At 72.1% G+C, this 16,760-nt stretch carries 15 protein-coding genes; 6 read left to right on the forward strand and 9 right to left on the reverse strand.

Annotated elements, in window-relative coordinates:
- Positions 1–18 precede the first annotated feature (18 nt).
- Positions 19–1,722 (forward strand): hypothetical protein, encoded by a 1,704-nt coding sequence (locus ACQPZF_RS17565; protein WP_433272876.1) that lies wholly within the window; start codon positions 19–21, stop codon positions 1,720–1,722.
- On the opposite strand, the gene ACQPZF_RS17570 is transcribed toward ACQPZF_RS17565, so the two are convergent.
- On the reverse strand, positions 1,719–3,830 hold the full coding sequence (locus ACQPZF_RS17570; RefSeq protein WP_433272878.1) for an ATP-binding protein: 2,112 nt from the start codon (positions 3,828–3,830) through the stop codon (positions 1,719–1,721). The genes ACQPZF_RS17565 and ACQPZF_RS17570 overlap by 4 nt on opposite strands.
- A gap of 299 nt (positions 3,831–4,129) precedes the next feature.
- Between ACQPZF_RS17570 and ACQPZF_RS17575 the strand changes: the two genes are divergently transcribed.
- Genes ACQPZF_RS17575 through ACQPZF_RS17590 form a run of 4 tightly spaced genes read left to right on the forward strand, consistent with a single transcriptional unit; the run spans position 4,130 to position 7,591 of the window.
- Positions 4,130–5,038, forward strand: coding sequence for an ABC transporter ATP-binding protein (locus tag ACQPZF_RS17575; RefSeq protein WP_433272880.1), 909 nt, complete (start codon positions 4,130–4,132; stop codon positions 5,036–5,038).
- 5 nt (positions 5,039–5,043) lie between these two features.
- On the forward strand, positions 5,044–5,769 hold the full coding sequence (locus ACQPZF_RS17580; protein ID WP_433272882.1) for an ABC transporter permease: 726 nt from the start codon (positions 5,044–5,046) through the stop codon (positions 5,767–5,769).
- Between the two features lie 8 nt (positions 5,770–5,777).
- Positions 5,778–6,977: a sensor histidine kinase gene (locus ACQPZF_RS17585; RefSeq protein ID WP_433272884.1), complete on the forward strand. Its 1,200-nt coding sequence runs from the start codon at positions 5,778–5,780 to the stop codon at positions 6,975–6,977.
- A complete protein-coding gene (locus tag ACQPZF_RS17590; RefSeq protein WP_433272886.1) occupies positions 6,974–7,591 on the forward strand; it encodes a response regulator in 618 nt (205 codons plus the stop codon). The genes ACQPZF_RS17585 and ACQPZF_RS17590 overlap by 4 nt, the downstream gene beginning before the upstream one ends.
- Here the strand turns inward: ACQPZF_RS17590 and ACQPZF_RS17595 are convergent.
- The 8 genes from ACQPZF_RS17595 to uraH form a co-directional block, all read right to left on the reverse strand.
- Complete coding sequence (locus tag ACQPZF_RS17595; protein WP_433272887.1) at positions 7,580–8,212, reverse strand: hypothetical protein; 633 nt, start codon at positions 8,210–8,212, stop codon at positions 7,580–7,582. The genes ACQPZF_RS17590 and ACQPZF_RS17595 overlap by 12 nt on opposite strands.
- A gap of 85 nt (positions 8,213–8,297) precedes the next feature.
- On the reverse strand, positions 8,298–8,957 hold the full coding sequence (locus ACQPZF_RS17600; RefSeq protein ID WP_433272889.1) for a hypothetical protein: 660 nt from the start codon (positions 8,955–8,957) through the stop codon (positions 8,298–8,300).
- 99 nt (positions 8,958–9,056) lie between these two features.
- Positions 9,057–9,539 carry a nucleoside deaminase gene (locus ACQPZF_RS17605; protein WP_433272891.1) on the reverse strand — a complete coding sequence of 161 codons (483 nt, stop codon included), beginning with the start codon at positions 9,537–9,539 and terminating at the stop codon, positions 9,057–9,059.
- Between the two features lie 65 nt (positions 9,540–9,604).
- A complete protein-coding gene (locus ACQPZF_RS17610; protein WP_433272892.1) occupies positions 9,605–11,824 on the reverse strand; it encodes a molybdopterin cofactor-binding domain-containing protein in 2,220 nt (739 codons plus the stop codon).
- Positions 11,821–13,176 (reverse strand): 8-oxoguanine deaminase, encoded by a 1,356-nt coding sequence (locus tag ACQPZF_RS17615; RefSeq protein ID WP_433272894.1) that lies wholly within the window; start codon positions 13,174–13,176, stop codon positions 11,821–11,823. Before ACQPZF_RS17615 ends, ACQPZF_RS17610 begins: the two co-directional genes overlap by 4 nt.
- On the reverse strand, positions 13,173–13,643 hold the full coding sequence (locus ACQPZF_RS17620) for a (2Fe-2S)-binding protein (RefSeq protein WP_433272896.1): 471 nt from the start codon (positions 13,641–13,643) through the stop codon (positions 13,173–13,175). Before ACQPZF_RS17620 ends, ACQPZF_RS17615 begins: the two co-directional genes overlap by 4 nt.
- 3 nt (positions 13,644–13,646) lie before the next feature.
- The gene (locus ACQPZF_RS17625) at positions 13,647–14,519 is read right to left on the reverse strand and encodes an FAD binding domain-containing protein (RefSeq protein ID WP_433272898.1); all 873 of its coding nucleotides are present in this window, start codon (positions 14,517–14,519) and stop codon (positions 13,647–13,649) included.
- Positions 14,519–14,827, reverse strand: coding sequence for a hydroxyisourate hydrolase (gene uraH, locus ACQPZF_RS17630; protein WP_433272900.1), 309 nt, complete (start codon positions 14,825–14,827; stop codon positions 14,519–14,521). The genes ACQPZF_RS17625 and uraH overlap by 1 nt, the downstream gene beginning before the upstream one ends.
- A 162-nt stretch (positions 14,828–14,989) precedes the next feature.
- Here uraH and ACQPZF_RS17635 point away from each other — a divergent pair, with 162 nt between their 5' ends.
- Positions 14,990–16,474: a PucR family transcriptional regulator gene (locus ACQPZF_RS17635; protein ID WP_433272902.1), complete on the forward strand. Its 1,485-nt coding sequence runs from the start codon at positions 14,990–14,992 to the stop codon at positions 16,472–16,474.
- Positions 16,475–16,760: the final 286 nt, after the last annotated feature.

The following is a 16,760-nucleotide window of genomic DNA, read 5'->3' on the forward strand; positions in this document are numbered from 1 at the left end:
CAACGCTAGGAGCACCTCGTGGAAAAGCCACCGCCGCCTGGGCCGCCTCGGGTGATCATCTGCTACGCCCACGACGAAGAAGGCAAGCAGGCGGTTCCCGCGTTGCGCGCCGCCTTGACGCGCCGCGCCGTCGATGTCGTCTCCGACCACGACCTGCCACGGCTGAGCCCCACGTCGATGCAGGTGTGGATGGACGAAGAGGTCCGGAACCGGATCGTGCTGTGCTGGCTGTCGCCAGGTCTCCTGCGCGCGTTCGCCGGGGACGACGAGGAGGGCGGGTTCCCTCCCCGCCTTGGCCTGCGTTACGAGATCAGGGGGATCCTCCAGAAGATCTACTACCACCCGAGGCGGGTCGGCTGCCCGGTCATCCCGGTCGCCCGGCCGGGCTTTCCCGCCGACCAGGCGCCCGGTGCGTTGCGGGCGCTGGAGATCCAGCGTTTCGATCCCGCGACCGGTGAGGGGGCCGACGAACTGGTCGGCCGGATCGCGGCACTGGTGGGCAGCGGGAGCCGGGGCGGCACGGCCGCGGGCGGCGGGTCGATGTCGAACGGCGAGCCGGAGCCGGGAACCCGGTCGCGGACGCTCCGGCAGGTGATCCACGAGTTGGAGGCGGTCGACCCGCAGTCGGACACGGCGACGGACCTGGTCCGGGAGTGTCTGCTGCTGGCCGACGACCCGCGGTGCGCTTGCGACCTCCCCAAGGCGTTCCCGGCCGCGGAGCGGGTGATCAAGGCGGTCGGGGACATCCCGCTGATGCGGGCGTTCGCCACCCAGTGCCTGCGGTCGCTGCGGACCGAGCCGCGGGTGCGGGCGGACCGGGAGATGGAGGCGCGGGTGATGATCTGTGCCGAGGGCTGGTACCTGCAACGCGAGTACCGGCTGGGGGAAGCGCTGCGGGTGACCGAGGAGGGGGTCAAGCTCGCGGAGAAGTACGGGGACCACCGGACGGCCGCGTCCGGGCTGATGGACCTCGGCCGGATCAGGCTGGTGTCGGCTCAGGACACCCTGGGCCTTGAACGGCAGCACCACCTGCTGACCGGTGAGGAGTCGCTGCTGAAGGCCGAGCGGCTGCTCACCGCGATCCACGGACCGCGGAGCCGGGAAGTCGGCTCGTGCCTGAGCACCCGGGCGCACGCCCAACTCGCCCGCTTCGAGGCGTTCGACGACCGGGAGGCGCGTGCTCGGGCGAGGCAACTGGCCGTCCGGGCGGAGGACCTGCTGGCGCCCGAGAACGGACTGGACTACTACACCCTGCTGATCCTGTTCGCCGAGATCGAACTGGCGAACAACCGGTACCAGGCGGGCAAGGACCGCATCAACCGGGCGATCGAGCAGATCGCCTCGCCACTGGCCGCTCAGGTGTGCGAAGTGCTCGCCTGCGCCTACCAGGTCCGCTCCCGCCTGGTGCTCGCCTCCCGCGGCATTCGCGCCGACGCCGCGCGGGACCTCAAGCGCGCGTTGGAGATCTTCACCGCGCTCGGGCAGGAGCACGGCATCGCCAAGTGCCGGTGGGCGATGATCAAGCTGGATCCCGCCACGGTCACCACGCTGAAGATCACCAACGCGGACCTGTCCGACATCGAGGAACTGACCCTCGACCACCGGACGCGCATCCGCGCGGTGGAGGAAGCCGAACGCCTCAACGGACAGCGGTTCTCCGGACCGGCGAGGCGCCGGCCCGACTGGGTCTACCTGGTCGAGCGGGCCGCGCACGAGAACTAGGGCCGTTCGCGCGCGGCCTGGCGGATCCGATCGGCGTCAGCCGTCCGGTGTTGCGCCGTGTACAGGTCCAGGCAGGCCTGCGTGGCATCGAGTGCGTTCGCGTGGTCGCCACCGGCGAGATACGCCCGGGCCAGGTGCTCGGTCACGATCGCCTCGAAGTACGTGTTGTCGAGATCCCGGCACAAGCCGCGCGCACGCCGCAGGAGTTCGACGGCCTCGGCGTGCCTGCCACAGCGCAGTTCGACCGACCCGAGACTGTCCAACGACACCAGCGCGCCGCTGCGGTTGCCGAGGCGGTCGTGGGCTGTCAGGGCAGCGGCACAGTGGGATCTCGCCGATCGGACGTCACCGAGTTCCGCGTAGTGCCAACCCATCGCGTTGAGCGCGTGTGCTTCCCCCACCGCATTGCCCACCGCCCGGTAACGGGCGAGTGCTTCGGTCGAGTGCGCCAACGCGTTGTCGTGGTCCCCGATGAGCGCCCAGGTGCGTGCCAAGTCGTGGTGAGTGTGAGCTTGGCCGTGGACATCGCCGATCGCCTCGCCCAACTCCAGCGAACGTTCCAGCCATCGACGGCCTTCGCGGACGTCGGTGGTTCTGGTCAGCGCCCGCCCGAGTTGGCGGTAGGCCAGGAGTCGTGCACCGTCTCCCAGGTGTTCGGCGGCGGTGACGCCGAGTCGTGACGACGACACGTTGTCCGACAGGTGTCCCCGGCGGTGGAGGAACGTGTCCAGTGCCCGTGCCACCTGCCAGACCCGGTCGTGCCGACCGGATTCCACGGCGACCCGTTGCACCGCGAGCAGGGTCTCGTGCTCGGTCGAGAACCAGGCGAGCGCAGCCGCGCCGTCGGTGAAGTCCCGCACGGTGCTGCCGGGCGCCGGTGCGGGCCACTCCGTCGCCGTGCGGTGCGGGTAGAGGAGGGTGTCGCCCACCGACGCACTGTGGGCGAAGTGGTCCACCAGCCGCTGCATGGCCTCATGGCGTTTGGCGGGCACGTCGCGTTGTTCGGACATGTCACCGGCGAACAGCCTGACGAGACTGTGCATGCCGAATCGCCGCGGTCGGATCTCCTGCACGAGGTTCTTGCGCTCCAACTCCCTGAGCAGGTCCGCGGTCGTCCGTGACGGCAGCCCGGCGAGGCCCGCCAGCGCGGGAAGGTCGGCCTCGGGCGTCGGGAGGAGGCCCATGAGCCGGAACAGGCGTGCGGTGGGCGCATCCAGAGCCTTGTACGACAGCGAGATCACCGCCCGCAGGTTGGCCGACGGATCGCCCGCGTCGAACGCGTCCAACCTGGTGGAGGTGTGCCGCAACTCGTCGGCCAACGCGCTGAGGGGAAAGTGCGGGTGCGCGGAGGACCGGGCCGCCGCGATCGTCAAGGCCAGCGGCAGACCCGCGCACGACTCCACCACGGCCGCCACGGCGGCCGGCTCCCGGTCGACCACGTCCTCGCCCAGGTAGCGCGACAACAGGTCGTGCGAACCCGCCCGAGGCAGGACGTCCAGCCGCAGCGACGCCGCGCCGCGGACGCGCAGCCCGCCGAGGTGGCTCCGACTCGTCACGATCACCGCGCACGACGGCGAGCCCGGCAACAACGGCTCCACCTGGGCGGTGTCCGCCGCGTTGTCCAGCAGGATCGCCGAACGCCGGTCCGCCAGCAGGCTGCGGTACAGGGCGAGTCGGGCGTCCTGGTCGGCCGGGATGACGTTCGGCTCCACGCCCAGCGCGAGCAGGAAGCCGTGCGCCACGGCCATCGGGGACGTGGGCGCGCTGTTCGGGTCGAACCCGCGGAGATCGGCGTAGAGCTGGCCATCGCGGAACCGCCGCGTGTTCCGGTGCAGCCAGTGCAGCGCGAGTGTGGTCTTGCCGACGCCGCCCGCGCCCTCGATCGCCATGATCGGTAGCTGCGCCGTGTCGTCCCGCAGCGCTCTGTCCAGGTGCGCGATTTCACGTTCGCGCGCCACGAGCCAGCGCGGCGGGGCCGGCAGGGCGCGTGGCGGCACCGCCGGCCGTGGCCGGTGCTGGTGGATGTGGACGCCGCCGGTGACGGTCCCCGCTTGGACGACCGCGCCGATCGAGCGCGCCTGCGCGTCGTTGTCGACTGGACGGATCATGTCGGACCTCCGGTCAGGCGGAACGGGGGAGTCGACGCTGCTCCGGCTTGATCCGCGGCTGAGGGCACGGCGCAGGTGGCGGGCGGGGTTGGCAGGCCGCCGACAACCGGGAGCCCTGTTCCGATGGTCGTCCTGGCGGGCGGGACCGGCGAGGGGCTGAACGGGTGGGACCGCTGTGCCTGGCGCGGTCGCCGGCCGTTCCGGTCGCCGATCGGTTCCGGGCGGTCAACCGATCGGTTGATCCCGGTGCTGGCCCGCTGAGCGATTCGCCCCGGCGGTGCGGCGGCGAGGCTGGGGGCATGGCAATCATCGAGGTGGTCGACCTCGTCAAGAGGTACGACCGGAAGGTCGCGGTGGACGGCGTCTCGTTCGCCGTGGACGAGGGGGAGATCTTCGGGATCCTCGGGCCGAACGGGGCCGGGAAGACCACGACCGTCGAGTGTGTCGAGGGGCTGCGCTCGCCGGATTCCGGGTCGATCCGGGTGGACGGGCTGGACCCCCGGCGGGACCGGGACGAGTTGCGCGCGCGGCTGGGCGTGCAGTTGCAGCAGAGCGAGCTGCCCGAGCGCATCCGGGTGGGGGAGGCGCTGGACCTCTACGCCTCGTTCTACCGGGAGCCCGCCGACTGGCGGGAGCTGCTGGCGCGGCTCGGGTTGTCGGACAAGGTGAAGACCGAGTACCGGAAGCTGTCCGGCGGGCAGCAGCAGCGGGTGTCCATCGCGTTGGCGTTGGTGGGCAAGCCGAAGGTGGCCGTGCTCGACGAGTTGACCACCGGGCTCGACCCGCAGGCCCGGCGGGACACCTGGAGCCTGGTCGAGCAGGTCCGGGACTCCGGGGTGACGGTCGTCCTGGTCACCCACTTCATGGAGGAGGCCGAGCGGCTGTGCGACCGGCTCGCCCTGATCGACGCGGGCAAGCTGGTGGCCGTGGACAGCCCGGCCGGGCTGGTGGCCCGGGTGGACGGTGAGCAGACCGTGCGGTTCCGGCCCACCGCGCCGTTGGAACCGCGGCTGCTCGAAGTGCTGCCCGAAGTGGACCGCGTCGAGCGGCACGGGCCGCAGTTCGTCGTGTCGGGCAAGGGGAACCTCCTCCACGCCGTCACGTCCGTGCTGGCCCGCAACCACATCGTCGCCGCCGACCTGCGGATCGAGCAGGCCGGGCTGGACGACGCCTTCATCCGCCTCACCGGCAGAGCCCTTTCGGAGTGAGCACCGTGACCAAGATCATCGCAATCGAGTGGAAGCTGTTCCTGCGCGAGCCGAGCATGGTCGTGTTCGCGATCTTCTTCCCGACCGTCCTGCTGCTGGTGCTCGGCGCGATCCCGGCGCTGCGCACACCCGACCCGGAGTTCGGCAACCTCCGCTTCGTCGACGCGTACGTGTCCACGCTGGTCGTGATCGCGCTCGCGTTCCTGGGGCTGAACAAGCTCCCCACGACCGTCGCGACCTACCGCGAGAAGGGCGTGCTGCGGCGGTTCTCCACCACGCCGGTCCACCCCGGACTGCTGCTGGTCGCCCAGGTCGCCGTCAACCTCATCGCGGGTGCGCTGTCGATCGCGCTGCTGATGGTGGTGTGCAAGGCGGTGTTCGACGTCGACCTGCCGCACCACCCGCTCGGCTTCTTCGCCGCGTGCCTGCTCGGGATGCTGTCGCTGTCCGCGCTCGGCCTGCTCGTCGCGGCGTGGGCGCCGACGGCCCGGTCCGCCGGCGGCTGGGCGACGGTGGTGTTCATGCTCGTCATGTTCTTCGGCGGCGCCTACCTGCCGCGCTTCCTGATGCCGGACTTCCTCAACCGCATCGGCGATCACCTGCCGCCGGGCGTGGGCGCGTTGCAGGACGCGTGGCTGGGCACCGCGCCGAGCCTGCTGCACCTGGGGATTCTCGCCTTGACCACGCTCGTGGCGGGTACCGTCGCGGCGAAGTCGTTCCGCTGGGAGTAGGTGCGCTGGTGTCGGACAGTCTCGACGTGTGGGAGCGGCGGCTCGGCGTCGCGGGGCACATCGTCCCCTATTTCGCCCTCGTGCTGCCGACGCTGATGTACGTGCTGATCAGTCCGGACGGCCTGCGGGAGCGCGCGGTCAACCTCGGCGTCGCCGCCGCGACCGCGCTGTGGATGCTGTGGTGGTACACGCTGCACCCGCGATGGCGTACCCGCAGCGGGCTGATGACCGTGTTCGTGGTGGGCATCCTGGTCTGCTACGCGGTGCTGGGGCTGCGCGACCCGATGTTCGGGTTCTTCTCCTTCGCCGGGTACGTGTACGCGATCGAGGTGCTGCCGGGGTGGCGCAGGGTGGCCGGGGTCGTCGTCAACGGCGTGCTCGCCGCCACCTCGCTCCACGGCGGACTGCCGCCGGCCGAGCCCGTGAAGATCATGATCTTCGTGGTGATCGTCGTGTTCATCGTGACGATCGCGCTCACCTTCACGTTCCTCGGGCACATCACCGCGGAGCAGTCGCGGCGGCGCAAGGAGATGGTCGCGCAGCTTGCGTCCATGATGGAGGAGAACGCCGGTCTGCACGCGCAACTGCTGATCCAGGCCCGCGAGGCGGGTGTGCTGGACGAGCGGCAGCGGCTGGCGGGGGAGATCCACGACACCCTCGCCCAGGGGTTCACCGGCATCATCACCCAGCTCCAGGCCGTGGACGAGCCGTCCCGGCGGGTCGACACCGCGCTCCGGCTGGCGCGGGAGAACCTGGCGGAGGCCCGGCGGTCCGTGCACGCCCTGCGCCCGCCCGCGCTGGAGGACGCCAACCTGCCGGACGCCCTGTCCGAAGTCGTGGCGGGCTGGACCGACCAGACCGGCGTGCCGGTCACCGTCTCCACCACCGGCGCGGCGCGGGCGCTGCACCCCGAGGTGGAGGTGGCCCTGCTGCGGATGGCCCAGGAGGCGTTGTCCAACGTGGCCAAACACGCCTCGGCCTCGCGGGTCGGGCTCACCCTGTCGTACATGGAGGACGTGGTGACACTGGACGTGCGCGACGACGGCACGGGCTTCGACACGTGCCGGGAGACGAACGGCTACGGCCTGGTCGGGATGCGGCAGCGGGTGTCGCGGCTGGCCGGGTCGCTGGCGGTCGAGTCGGAGCCCGGCGGCGGCACGGCCGTGTCGGCGTCGGTGCCCGCCATCCCGGCGGGGGTGGCCCGGTGATCCGCGTGGTGATCGTGGACGACCACCCCGTGGTGCGGGACGGGTTGCGCGGCATGCTCGCGGCGGCCGGTGACGTGGACGTGGTGGGCGAGGCGGCGGACGGCGCGGAGGCCGAGGCCGTGGTGCGGGCCAAGAACCCGGACGTCGTGCTGATGGACCTGCGGATGCCGGGCGTGGACGGGGTGACCGCGATCGAGCGGCTGCGCGACTGCCCGGCCCGGGTGCTGGTGCTCACCACGTACGACACGGACAGCGACGTGCTGCCCGCCATCAAGGCCGGCGCGACCGGCTACCTGCTCAAGGACACGCCGCGCGACGAGCTGTTCCGGGCGGTGCGTTCGGCGGCCAGGGGAGAGGCGGTGCTGTCGCCGTCCGTGGCCACCAGGCTGGTCGGCCAGGTGCGGGCGCCGGCGGCGGAACCGTTGAGCGAACGGGAGATCGAGGTGCTCGGCCTGATCGCCCGCGGCTGCACGAACCGCGAGGCGGCGGCCCGGCTGTTCATCAGCGAGGCGACGGTCAAGACGCACCTCGTGCACGTCTACGCGAAGCTCGGCGTGAAGGACCGGGCCGCCGCCGTGGCGGTGGCCTACGAACAGGGATTGCTAGGGGCGTAGCAGCGGCAGGACGGCGCGGCCCGCGGCCTCCAGGTCCGTTGCCGCGCGCTGCCGGTCCGCGCCGATGTAGGTGATCATGGTGAACAGGTCGCCCTTGCTGAGCAGGAGCGTGCACTCCACGAGGGCGTCACGGCCGTAGCAGAGGGCGAACTGGGCGTCCGCGCCCAACGCCGGGATGGCCAGCTCCTGGGCGGCCGTGTACGCGCTGTCCTCGATCTCGAACGTTCCGCAGTCCAGTCCCGTGCGCCCCAGCTCGACGGTCTCGGCGGCGGCGGCCACCCGTCGGTAGGAGATCGTGTACTGGATCAGCGTCGAGGACGCGGCCTGGTTCGCCCACCGGGTGGCCGTCTTGGTCGCCGACTGCGCGCCATCGGTCGGCAACTGCGTCTTGCAGAGCACGATCCGGTAGTTCTTCTGCTCCGGTCCGCTGGTGAGGGTGTAGCCGAGCGGCGTCACGGTGTCATCGGTGAGCTGTGCCCGCAGGATCCGGCTCTCGATGAGCGCCGGGTCGGGCGTCGTCTGGGTGGTCGTGGTTGGCGCTGTGCCGGCCGACGTGGTCGACGGGGTACCGGCGCAGCCGGCCAGCATCAGCAGTGCGAGGAAAATCCCCCCGAATCTCATGGTCAGGACGGTATCAAGTGGACGGATGTGGAATTCGAGGATCCGTCACCTGTGGCTGTGACGTCGGTCAACACCCGGGCGCGCGCTAGGAACTCAGCAGCGGCAGGACGGCGCGGCCGGCGGCTTCCAGGTCGGTGGCCGCCCTGGCGTCGTCGGGGCCGATGTAGGTCAGGCTCGTCAGCAGGTCGGCCTTGGTGAGCAGCAGGCTGCACTGCACGTAGCCGCGGTCGCGGAAGCAGACGGCGAACTGCGCGTCCGCGCCCAGCGGCGGGATGGCCAGTTCCTTTTCGAACGTGTACGTGCTGTCGCCGGACGTGAACGTTCCGCACTCCAGCGCCTTGCGGGCGAGTTGGACCGTCTCCGCCGCGGCGGCCACCCTGCGGTAGGACACCGTGAACTGGATCAGCGTCGAGAACGCGGGCTTGTCCACCCAGTGGGTGGCCATCCTGGTCGCCGACATCGCGCCGTCGGTCGACAGGTCCTCCGGGCACGCCACGACCGGGTAGTTCTTCTGCTGCTGTTCCTCGCCCGACACGCGGTAGCCGAGCGGGGCCACCATGTCGACGGTGAGTTGCGCCTTCTTCAGCCGCCCTTCGATCAGCGCCGGGTCCGGGGCGGCCGGGGTGCTGCTGGTGCTGGTGGTGGTCGTGGTCGGCGTGGCGCTGGACGGTGGTGGCGTCGCGGTCGATGTCGACGTGCAGCTTGCCAGCATCAGCAGGGCGAGGATGATCCCCCCAGTTCTCATGGGCGGGACCGTATCAAGTGATCCGCACCAAACGTGAACGGTAGTCACTTGTGTGTCGGTCGACTTCGGACTGTCCTAGTAGGACTGCGCAGCGTGACGTCAGTAGTCGACGCGGTCGGGGCGGGACAGCCAGGCGGCGAACGGCGCGTCGTCCTCGCCGGTGGAGATCTGGCGCACCGGCAGGCTCCACTCCTCGCGGGGCTTGCCGAACAGCTCGTAGAACTCGCGGTCGTCGAAGCCGGCTCGCGCGGCGTCGTGCCGGTCGGCGGCGTAGACGACCCGGTCCACGCGGGCCCACAGCGCGGCGGACAGGCACAGCGGGCACGGTTCGCAGGACGAGACCAGCACGCAGCCGGTCAGCCGGAAGTCGCCGAGGACCCGGCACGCGGCGCGGATCGCCACCACCTCGGCGTGCGCGGTCGGGTCGAGCGTGGGCGTGACCTGGTTCGTGCCGGTGGCGATCACCCGGCCGTCCTTGATGATCACCGCGCCGAACGGGCCGCCGCCGGCCGCGACGTTGCGGGTCGCCAGGTCGATCGACTCGCGCAGCCACTCGTGGTCGGCGGACACGGAGATGGTCATGGAGGGGCTCCTAGGCGTGCTCGGGCGCGCCACCGGCGGGATGGCGTCCGGCGGGAGGTGCGGGTCTACGTTCCGGTGATGTGCTCGGGGCGTACCGGCACGCGGGTCAACGCCGACCCGGTGGCGGCGCGGATGGCCGCGACGATAGCCGGGGTGGACGAGATGGTAGGTGGTTCGCCGACGCCGCGGACGCCGTAGGGCGCGTTGGGGTCGGCCAGTTCCAGCACGTCGATGTTCATCGGCGGCATGTCCAGCACGGTCGGGATCAGGTAGTCGGTGAACGAGGGGTTGCGCACCTTGCCGCCGGCGGTCTGGATCTCCTCCATCACCGCGAGCCCCAGGCCCTGCGCCGAACCGCCCTGGATCTGCCCCAGCACGGCCTGCGGGTTGAGCGCCTTGCCCACGTCCTGCGCGCAGTTCAGCTCCACCACCTTCACCAGGCCCAGTTCGACGTCCACGTCGACCACCGCCCGGTGCGCCGCGAAGCCGTACTGGACGTGCGCGTTGCCCTGCCCGGTCACCGGGTCCAGCGGCTCGGTGGTCCGGTGCCGCCACTCCACGGTCTCGTCGATCACCTCGTCGCCCAGCAGCTCGGCGAGGTCCGCGGTGCTCCGCCCGGCCGCGAGCTTGGCCAGCTTCTCCCTGACCGCGGCACAGGCGGCCTTGACCGCGCCGCCGGTCACGTAGGTCTGCCGGGAGGCCGAGGTCGAGCCGCCGTTGCCGATGCCGGTGTCCATGGGCAGGACCGTGACCCGCTCGACGTTCAGCTCGGTGCGCACGATCTGCTGCATGATCGTGACGAGCCCCTGGCCCACCTCGCACGCGGCGGTGTGCGCCAGCGCGGCCGGCTCGCCGTTGATGACCTGGAGCCGGACCCGCGCGGTGGAGTAGTCGTCATAGCCCTCGGAGAAGCAGACGTTCTTGATCCCCACCGCGTAGCCGACACCGCGCACCACGCCTTCGCCGTGCGTCGTGTTGGAGACGCCGCCGGGCAGGTCGCGGAGGTCCGCGCTCGCCGTCGTCGGCGGCAGAGGCTTGTCCTGCACCAGTTTCAGCAGTTGCGCGACGGGCGCGGCCGAGTCGACCACCTGACCGGTCGGCATCACCGAACCCTCGGACATCGCGTTCCGGATCCGCACGTCCACCGGGTCCATGCCCAGCGCCTCGGCCAGTCTGTCCATTTGGGACTCATAGGCGAAGGCCGCTTGCACCGCACCGAACCCTCGCATCGCGCCGCACGGCGGGTTGTTGGTGTACACGCCCCAGCAGTCCACCGTCACGTTGTCCACCTCGTACGGGCCGACGCCGAGCGTGGCCGCGTTCGCCACCACCGCCCCGGTGCTGGACGCGTACGCGCCGCCGTCCAGGAAGATCCTCGCCTTGACGTACACCAGTTTCCCGGTGCGGTCCGCGCCGTGCTCGTAGTACAGCACCGCCGGGTGCCGGTGCACGTGCCCGTAGAACGACTCCTCGCGGTTGTAGACCATCTTGGTGGGCTTGCCGGTGTGCAGCGCCAGCAGGCACGCGTGCACCTGCATCGACAGGTCCTCGCGCCCGCCGAACGCGCCGCCGACGCCGGACAGCGTGAGCCGCACCTTGTCCAGCGGCATACCCAGCGCCGACGCGACCTGCGCCTGGTCCACGTGCAGCCACTGGGTCGCGATGTACAGGTCGACGCCACCGTCCTCGGCGGGCACCGCCAGACCCGACTCCGGTCCGAGGAACGCCTGGTCCTGCATCCCGACCTCGTACCGGCCGGTGACCACGACCTCGGCGGACGCGTGCTGGTCGCCGCGCCGCACCGGCACGTGCCGCACGAGGTTGCCGCCGGGGTGCAGCGGGGTGTCCCGCTCGGCGGTCTCCATGTCCACGACCGGCGTCAGGACCTCGTACTCGACCTTGATCCGCTTCATCGCGCGCAACGCGGTCTCCGGGTGGTCCGCGCCGACCAGCGCGACCGGTTCTCCTTGGTAGCGCACGACATCCACCGCCAGCACCGGCTGATCCCGGTGCTCCAGGCCGTACAGGTTGGTCCCCGGCACGTCCTGGTGCGTCAGCACCGCGTGCACGCCGGGCACCTTCAGCGCCTCGGCCAGGTCGACGGACACGATCCGCGCGTACGGGTGCGGGCTGCGCAGGGTCGCGCCCCAGATCATGTCCTCGTGCCACAGGTCCGAGGCGTAGGCGAACTCGCCGCGCACCTTGAGGTTGCCGTCCGGCCGTTGCGGGCTCGTGCCGATGCCACCGGAGACCGCGGAGGTCAGTTCCGCGGGTGTCAGGCTCATCCTGCCTCCTTCAGCCGGGTGCTCGCGGCACGCAGATCACGGGCGAGTTCTTGTTCCGAGGCGGTGCGCAGCTCGCCGTCCTCCACCACGGTCCGGCCGCCGACGAGCAGCAGCTTCAGCCTGGGCTGCGGACCCAGCACCAGCGCGGCCACCGGGTCGTCGATGCCCGCGTGGTCCAGGCCGTCCAGCCGCCACACCGCCAGGTCGGCCAGCTTGCCGGGCTCGATGGAGCCGATGTCGCCGTCCCGCCCGAGGCAGCGCGCCCCGCCCATGGTGCCCAGCCACAACGCCTGCCGGGCGTCGAGCGCCTTCGGCCCGCCGCGTTGCCGCGCCTGGAGCAACGCCTGGTGCAGCTCCTCGACCAGCCCGCACGACTCGTTGGACGCCGCGCCGTCCACGCCCAGACCGACCGGCGCGCCCGCGTCCAGCAGGTCGCGGACCGGTGCGATGCCGGTGCCCAGGCGGCCGTTGGAGGTGGGGCAGTGCGCCGAGCCGGTGCCGGTCGCGCCCAGCTTCCGCACCGCCGCCGGCGACAGGTGCACGGTGTGCGCGAGCCACACGTCCTCGCCCAACCAGCCGGTGCGCTCGGCGTACTCCGCCGGTGTGCAGCCGAACTCGGCCTGGCACTGGTCTTCCTCGTCCGCCGTCTCGGCGAGGTGGGTGTGCAGCCGGACGCCCTTGGCGCGGGCCAGTTCCGCCGCTCCGGTCATCAACCCGGTGCTCACAGTGAACGGCGAGCACGGGCCGACGGCGACCCGGACCAACGCTTCGGGCGACGGGTCGTGGTGGTCGTCGATCGCCTTTTCCGTCGCGGTCAACGCGGTGTCGATGTCCTCCACCAGGTCGTCCGGTGGCAGCCCGCCGTCCGACCGGCCCCGGTCCATCGAGCCGCGGACCGCGTGCAGGCGGATGCCGATCCGGCGGCCCGCGTCGACCAGCGCGTCGAACTGGTCGCCGCCGGCTCGGGGGAACACGTAGTGGTGGTCGGCGGCGGTCGTGCAGCCCGTGGTGGCGAGCCGGGCCAGGCCCGCCGAGCCCGCCGCGTGCGTGATCTCCGCGTCCAGGCCCTGCCACACCGGGTACAGCGCGGTCAGCCACTCGAACAGGGTCGCGTCCTGCGCGATGCCGCGGGTGGCCCACTGGTACAGGTGGTGGTGCGTGTTGACCAGGCCGGGCGTGACCAGGCAGCCGCTGCCGTCGACCCAGGTGTGCGGCCCGGTCGGTTTCGGGGCCTGGCCGGGGCCGACGGCGGTGATCCGGCCGCCCTCGAACACCACGTGGCCGAAGGGGAGTTCGGTGCCCGCGGCATCCATTGTGGACACCGCGACACCGTCCAGGATGGTGGGCGTCATGGCCGGGCCTGCTCCCGGGCCGCGAGCCGCACGGCGTCCAGGATCTTCTCGTAACCGGTGCAGCGGCACAGGTTGCCGGCCAGCGCCTCCCGGATCTCCGGGTCGCTCGGCTCGGGCACCCGGCTGATCAGGTCGTGCGCCGCGACCACCAGGCCGGGCGTGCAGAACCCGCACTGCACCGCGCCCGCCGAGACGAACGCCGCCTGCACCCGGTCGAGTTCGTCGCCCTGCGCCAGGCCTTCGACGGTGCGCACCACGCGGTCCTGCGCCTGGCCCGCCGCGACCAGGCACGCGCACACCGGCACGTCGTCCAGGTAGACCGTGCAGGAGCCGCACTCGCCCTGCTCGCAGGCATTCTTGGACCCGGGCAGCCCCAGCCGCTCGCGCAGCAGGAACAACAGGCTCTCGCCCTCCCAGACGTCGTCCGCCCGGCGCTGCTCCCCGTTGACCGTCACGTTCACGCGCATGGCTCAGGCGACCTTCCCGGTGTAGTCCCGCCACGCCCAGCCCAGGGTGCGGCGGGCCAGCACGGACAGGGCGTGCTTGCGGTACGCGGCCGACCCGCGCACGTCGTCGATCGGGCTCGCGGCCCGTGCCACCAGTTCGCCGAACCGGTCCCGGACCGAGTCCGTCAGCGGTCGCGGCGACTCCCACTGCCCGGTGGCGGTCAGCTCGCCGGACAGGAATTCCTCGGCCTCGGTCGCCCGACGGGGCGTGGGCGCGGCACTGCCCACCGCCGCGCCCACTCGGCCCTCGCCGGGGTGCAGCGCCACGGCGAACGAGCACACCGCGATCACCATCGCGTTGCGCGTGCCGACCTTGGAGAACTGTTGCGGGGCCTGCGTTTCCGGCACGTGCACGGCCGCGATCAGCTCGTCCGGCGCCAACGCGTTGCGCTTCACGCCCAGGTAGAAGTCGGTCGCCGGGACCATCCGGACGCCCCGGGTCGACGCCACCTCCACCGCCGCGCCGCCGGCCAGCAGCACGGGGTGCGTGTCGCCGGCGGGTGAGGCCGCGCCGAGGTTGCCCCCGACCGTGCCCCGGTTGCGGATCTGCGGTGAGCCGACCGTGCGGGCCGCCATCGCGAGTCCCGGCAGCCGGTCGCGCAGCTCGTCGATGATCCGCGCGTACGGCACACCCGCGCCGACGCGCACCACGCCGTCCGCCACCGACCACTCGCGCAGCTCGGCGATCCGCGTCAGGTCCAGCAGCGCGGCGGGCCGCCGGTGGTCGAAGTTCAGCTCCACCATCACGTCCGTGCCGCCCGCGATGGGCACCGCCGCCGGGTGCGCGGCCTTGAGCGCCAGCGCCTCGGCGAAGCTGTCGGGTCGCAGGAAGTCCATTAGCTGCCTCGATAGGTCGAGTAGGCGAACGGGGACAGCAGCAGCGGCACGTGGTGGTGCTCGCCGGGCTCGGTGACCCGGAAGGTGAGCACCACCTCCGGGAAGAACGGGGCGACCGGGCCGGTGTCGAACACCAGTCGGTAGACCCCGGCGGCGTCGGACGGCCAGCCGGTGATCCGGCCGTCGTCCCCGGTGTGCCCCGCGGCGACGGGCTCGCCGTCGCGTTCCAGCCGCACCGCCATCCCGGCGGCGGGCCGGCCGCGTTGCGCGTCGAGCACGTGGGTGCTGATCGTCACTCGTTCTCCCATCGGTGTGTGATCCAGTACACCGCCGGCGCGGACGGGCGGCTACGGCGGCGACACCTGAAAACCCAGGTTCCTCCGGTGACCGGATTTGTGCTTTCCTACAAACCCGAACGGACGAAAGCGGACCGCTCGTGACGACCGGTGCCCGGCCGGGAGGAGGCACGCGTGCTGGTGCGGACCCTGCTGCGGATGCCGGAACTCCGGCTGCGCTCCGTCGTCGGCGAGGAGTGGCTGGACCGCCCTTTGACCAGGCTCTACGGCACCGAGCTGCCGAATCCGGCGCGGTACCTGTCCGGTGGCGAGCTGGTGCTGTCCGGCCTGCTCTGGCACCGCTCGGCGGCCGACTGCGAGACGTTCGTGACCGCGCTGGCGGACGCCGGTGTCGCGGCGCTGGCGGCGGCCCGCGCGCCGGGCGCCCGGGAACTGCCCGAAGCGCTGGTCGACGCCTGCCGGCGGCATGCGGTCCCTCTCTTGGAGGTCCCGGTCGACCTGTCGTTCGCGGCCATCACCGAACGGGTCGTGCTGGAGCTGGCCGCCGAACGGGTCGGCGACGCGGGCACCCAGCTCGGCCGCCACCGCCGCCTGCTGACCGTGGTCGCGGAGGGCGGCGGGCTGGACGAGCTGATCGCCGCCGGCGCGGCCGAGCTGGGCGCCGCGTGCTGGGTGCTGTCCACCACCGGGCATGTCGTCGCGGGCCCGGAACTGCCCGATGCGGCCTTCCTCGCGGGGGAGTTCCTGCGCGCCGACCGGCTGCCCCGGGTGGTGCGGCGGACGACGCTGCTGCCGGTGTCCGAACGCGGCGGGTCGCGGCTGGCGACGTGGGTCCTGGCGGTCGCGGGCGACCGGGCGCAGGACGAGGTCGCGGCGGAGCTGGCCAGCCTGGTCGGCGTGGAGCGGAACCGGGTCGTGCAGGGTCGGCGGATCGGGAACCGCGCGGCGGGTCCGCTGCTGCGCGAGGTGCTGTCCGGCTCGGGTGACCTGGCGGCCCGGATCGCCGCCGTCGGCTGGGCCTCCGACGCGCCGCTGAGGGTGCTGGTGGCGTCGGCGTCGGACGGCCGCGTCGAGCAGGTGGCGGCGCTGCTGGAGGAGGTGCTGGCCCCCGTCGCTCCGCTCGCCCTGGTCGGCACGGTGGACGCGGAGGCGTTCGCGGTCGCGCCGTCGGGCGCCGGATGGGCGGAGGCGGTTCGGACGGCGTTGCGGACCGTCGAGCCCGGCCTGGGGTCGACCCGCGTGCTGGTCGGCATCTCGTCGGCGGTCGTGGCGACCGCGTTGCGCGGGGCGGCCGAGGAGGCGTCGCACGCGCGGCGGCTGGGGGAGCGGCGTCCCGGCCGGACGTGCGTGGTGGTGGGCGAGGAGATCGCACTGCACCAGCTCCTGCTGGCCGGCGTGCCGGAGGAACTGCGCGCGTCGCTGCGGCGGCGGGTGCTGGGGCCGGTGCTGGACTACGACGCCGAGCACGGGTCGGACCTCGTGCACACGCTGCGGGTGTTCCTGGACTGCTCAGGCTCGTGGACCACCACCGCCGCCCGCCTGCACGTCCACGTGAACACGCTGCGCTACCGGGTCGGGAGGGTGGAGGAGCTGCTGGGCGTGGAGCTGTCCGACTTCACTTCCCGCGTGGACCTGTACTTGGCCTTGCAGGCGGGTTGATGCTGACCGCATGGCCTCCACGCGCCGTAGGCCAACTTCGCACTCTTCGCGGTCGCCGCGCAGGGACTCCCGATCGAGCAGTTGGCGGCGGACCTGCGTCGGGTGCACCGGCTCCTGAAGGCCAAGTACAGGTCCACGCGGGCGTCCGGCCGGGCACGCCGCACGCCCGCCGCGCAGGGGCACGGCAGGCGTACGACGTCCCGTTGGCACAGGCCTGTGCGGCGGTCGGGGTGACGCACCGGCTCGGCGAGTTCGCGTCGGTAGGCCGCCGCCGATTTTCCGGCGA

The organism is Actinosynnema sp. CS-041913 (genome assembly GCF_050942485.1).
GTDB lineage: Bacteria > Actinomycetota > Actinomycetes > Mycobacteriales > Pseudonocardiaceae > Actinosynnema.

What these genes read in the sequence shown, in the direction of transcription:
- ACQPZF_RS17570 (WP_433272878.1), bottom strand. Translation starts at nt 3,830, where the DNA reads ATGATCCGTCCAGTCGACAACGACGCGCAGGCGCGCTCGATCGGCGCG.
- ACQPZF_RS17575 (WP_433272880.1), top strand. Translation starts at nt 4,130, where the DNA reads ATGGCAATCATCGAGGTGGTCGACCTCGTCAAGAGGTACGACCGGAAG.
- ACQPZF_RS17595 (WP_433272887.1), bottom strand. Translation starts at nt 8,212, where the DNA reads ATGAGATTCGGGGGGATTTTCCTCGCACTGCTGATGCTGGCCGGCTGC.
- ACQPZF_RS17600 (WP_433272889.1), bottom strand. Translation starts at nt 8,957, where the DNA reads ATGAGAACTGGGGGGATCATCCTCGCCCTGCTGATGCTGGCAAGCTGC.
- ACQPZF_RS17605 (WP_433272891.1), bottom strand. Translation starts at nt 9,539, where the DNA reads ATGACCATCTCCGTGTCCGCCGACCACGAGTGGCTGCGCGAGTCGATC.
- ACQPZF_RS17610 (WP_433272892.1), bottom strand. Translation starts at nt 11,824, where the DNA reads ATGAGCCTGACACCCGCGGAACTGACCTCCGCGGTCTCCGGTGGCATC.
- ACQPZF_RS17615 (WP_433272894.1), bottom strand. Translation starts at nt 13,176, where the DNA reads ATGACGCCCACCATCCTGGACGGTGTCGCGGTGTCCACAATGGATGCC.
- ACQPZF_RS17620 (WP_433272896.1), bottom strand. Translation starts at nt 13,643, where the DNA reads ATGCGCGTGAACGTGACGGTCAACGGGGAGCAGCGCCGGGCGGACGAC.
- ACQPZF_RS17625 (WP_433272898.1), bottom strand. Translation starts at nt 14,519, where the DNA reads ATGGACTTCCTGCGACCCGACAGCTTCGCCGAGGCGCTGGCGCTCAAG.
- uraH (WP_433272900.1), bottom strand. Translation starts at nt 14,827, where the DNA reads ATGGGAGAACGAGTGACGATCAGCACCCACGTGCTCGACGCGCAACGC.